The following is a 2,502-nucleotide window of genomic DNA, read 5'->3' as shown; positions in this document are numbered from 1 at the left end:
GCCCGGCGGCCTGCCGGACCGGGCATGCGGCTCTTCGGCCGGTCCCGGGCCGGCGCCGCCCGGCGCGCTCCCGCCGACCGTACGGCGGCCGCCGCCCTCACCCCCAAGCGGATTGCCGAAAGACCGGGTCAGCCCATCAGGCCCCGGTAGACCCAGACGCCGGGATCGTCATCGTCGGCCGGCTCGTAGACGGCCCGGGACACCTCGCCAGGCACGATCATGTACGCCCCGGCCCCGTGCTCCTCTGGCTCCGCCGCCTCGACCTCCATGCCGTCCAGCGGCCCGCCCCACAGCACCACTCGCGGCCCCTCGACCATGCCGCCATCCTCCCGTCGTCCCCAGCCTTCACACCGAGGCATTGCGAATGATGACGGTCCCGTGTCGCCGCCTACGATCGGGCATGCCGCCGCCCCAAAGGAGCGATCGTTGGACCAGGAGCCGTTGATCCCGCACGTCTACGAGTTCGTCGCGGGAGTCGTGCCATTCCTGCTCGCCATCGCCGCCGTGCTTGTGGTCACCGTCGTCCTGCTCCTCGTTCTGCGTCGATGAGCGCGCATGCCGCTACCGACTGGTAACGGGACAGAATGGAGTCGCGCCTCCGGCGTACGAGCGTGGGGCGATCAGTCGTCGGGTGCGCAGAGCGCCCTGGCCTTGATGTTCCCGTCGTTGGCCCTGGCCTCCCAGCCCTTGCCGTTCAGGGCGGGGGCGTCCATGTCGACGGCGTCGGCGGGGGAGCCGCCATGCGTGAAGGTCAGGCCGGCCCGATAGCCGCCCCCGATGACGTGCATGCCCTCCGGGCATGTGGCAGTGGAGATGGTGCGGTTGGTGGTTAGTGGGCCCTCGACCACCGTGACCGAGGCCTCGCGGGCCGAGGCGGGGCCGATCGAGATCGCCAAGGCGGCCGTCGCGACACTACCTGCGAGAGCCCCGGCTACCGCCATGGTGATGAGTTGCGTTCTTGCCATCGTCAGGAAACCTCCAGGTCAAAGAACCGTCCATCACGGAGGGTAGCATTATGACTACGTAAAGTTAAGATCTCGGGGATGGCGAGGGGCCTACGGCAAAGATCGGGGTGTCGGTAAGGCTCGCGCTACGAGGTACACGCGATCGCGTTGACCCTGGGGACAGCTTCCGGGGCAGCTCTCTGCACACCCGACAAAACGGGTGCTCTGTCCCGTAAGTCCAGCCTTCTGACCTGGGCTAACGCGATCGCATGTACTTCATGAACCGCTTCGTTAGCGACACCCCCCTATCGGCGGTGAGCGCGCTGATTCAGGGCACGACGAGGTCGAAGCCGATGTCTTTTCCTGCTCCGTAGACGAAGATCTCGTGCGCCTTACACCAGGCGTTGGGCTGTTCGGGGGTGATGTACAGGCCCGCGCTCCAGTTGTTTGTGTTCGTGTGGAGGGTGGCGATCGGAACCGTTTTGGTGAGGTCGATGTCGTGGTCGACTTCGACACAGTAATGAGCCAGCTGGAACCTGCGGACGTTTACGACGCCCTTGGAGCGCACGACGCTGCCGTCGGGCTTGACCACGGCTGCCGCCCGCGCGTACGGGGCTTCTGCGCCGCCGATCGCGGCGTAGACGGCGGACCCGGTGATCACGAGGCCGGCGGTGATAGTGGAGGCCAGTATGACGGCGGTGGCTTTGCGCATGGATGCGTCTCCTGGTGCAAGGGGATGCCTGTGCTCGCCGGTCATCGACCGGGATGATTACTGAACGTAGCTATTTTGTTGCTCTGTGTATACGTAGCGTGCACGCGACACTTCCATCACCGGGGCCCAAGTGACGGCGGCGGCCGGGAGTTGGTCGGCGACTACGGCCTGGACCCCGACGAGGAGATCGACTCTGGGGATGGTGAGGGATCTAGGTCTAGAGAGAGGCGGGTCTAGGCCTAGAGGGGGCCCTAGAGGGGGGCGCAGGAGGGCTGTGGGTTCGGGTCTAGCGGTCAAGGGGGCGAGGGCCGGAGAGCGCGGTTCAGGGCCGTTCCCGGGCTCTGGAGAGAACCGGGTGCTAGGCGCTAGGCGACTGGTCGGAGTCGTGATCGGCTGCTAGCGGGGGTGCTAGGTCTAGCAGGGCCTGGTGCTAGAGATCGTTCGGCAACCGGCTGAGGAGTGGGCGGCGGCCGCCGTCCGGTCGGCGGGAGCGCGCTGGGCGGCGCCGGCCGGGACCGGCCCCCAGGCCGCATGCCCGGTCCGGCTGGCCGTCGGGCGCGCGGCGGTGCGGCCGCCGCCCTGGAGATCGTCGCCCAGGCGGCGGACCGCCTGGGCGACCTGGCCGACCGCCTCAAGGGCAGCCTCGGTGCGGACGAAGATGCTGGAGTCCCAGGGTGCGCTCTGCCACTGGACGGTGGCGGTATGCCATGGTCAGCGGTCTAGACGAGTAAGTCCTAAGTCGCTGTGAAGAGGACTGCGGGGAACAGCGAAGGGTGTCGATGATCCGTTTGTGACGACAGACATCAACACCCTTCTCACCGCACTGTACGTCAAGATCGATGACTG

At 67.2% G+C, this 2,502-nt stretch carries 4 protein-coding genes; 1 reads left to right on the top strand and 3 read right to left on the bottom strand.

Annotation, left to right across the window (positions count from 1 at the left end):
- Positions 1 to 128 precede the first annotated feature (128 nt).
- Entirely contained in the window at positions 129 to 317 is a 189-nt protein-coding gene (locus KIK05_RS46370) for a hypothetical protein (RefSeq protein ID WP_214417331.1), read from the bottom strand.
- A gap of 109 nt (positions 318 to 426) precedes the next feature.
- On the opposite strand from KIK05_RS46370, the gene KIK05_RS48635 reads away from it, so the two are divergent.
- Positions 427 to 549, top strand: a complete 123-nt coding sequence (locus KIK05_RS48635) for a hypothetical protein (RefSeq protein WP_284681645.1) — start codon at positions 427 to 429, stop codon at positions 547 to 549.
- A gap of 71 nt (positions 550 to 620) precedes the next feature.
- Here the strand turns inward: KIK05_RS48635 and KIK05_RS46365 are convergent, their stop codons facing one another.
- Together KIK05_RS46365 and KIK05_RS46360 are read right to left on the bottom strand one after the other, a co-directional pair.
- Positions 621 to 965 carry a hypothetical protein gene (locus KIK05_RS46365; protein WP_214417330.1) on the bottom strand — a complete coding sequence of 115 codons (345 nt, stop codon included), beginning with the start codon at positions 963 to 965 and terminating at the stop codon, positions 621 to 623.
- 307 nt (positions 966 to 1,272) lie between these two features.
- Positions 1,273 to 1,656, bottom strand: a complete 384-nt coding sequence (locus KIK05_RS46360; RefSeq protein WP_214417329.1) for a hypothetical protein — start codon at positions 1,654 to 1,656, stop codon at positions 1,273 to 1,275.
- Between the last annotated feature and the right edge of the window lie 846 nt (positions 1,657 to 2,502).

Origin of the sequence: Sphaerisporangium fuscum (assembly GCF_018531465.1) — a bacterium.
Lineage (GTDB): Bacteria > Actinomycetota > Actinomycetes > Streptosporangiales > Streptosporangiaceae > Sphaerisporangium > Sphaerisporangium fuscum.
The sequence above is the reverse complement of the archived record's forward strand: the minus strand, read 5'-3'. Positions and strand labels throughout refer to the sequence as shown.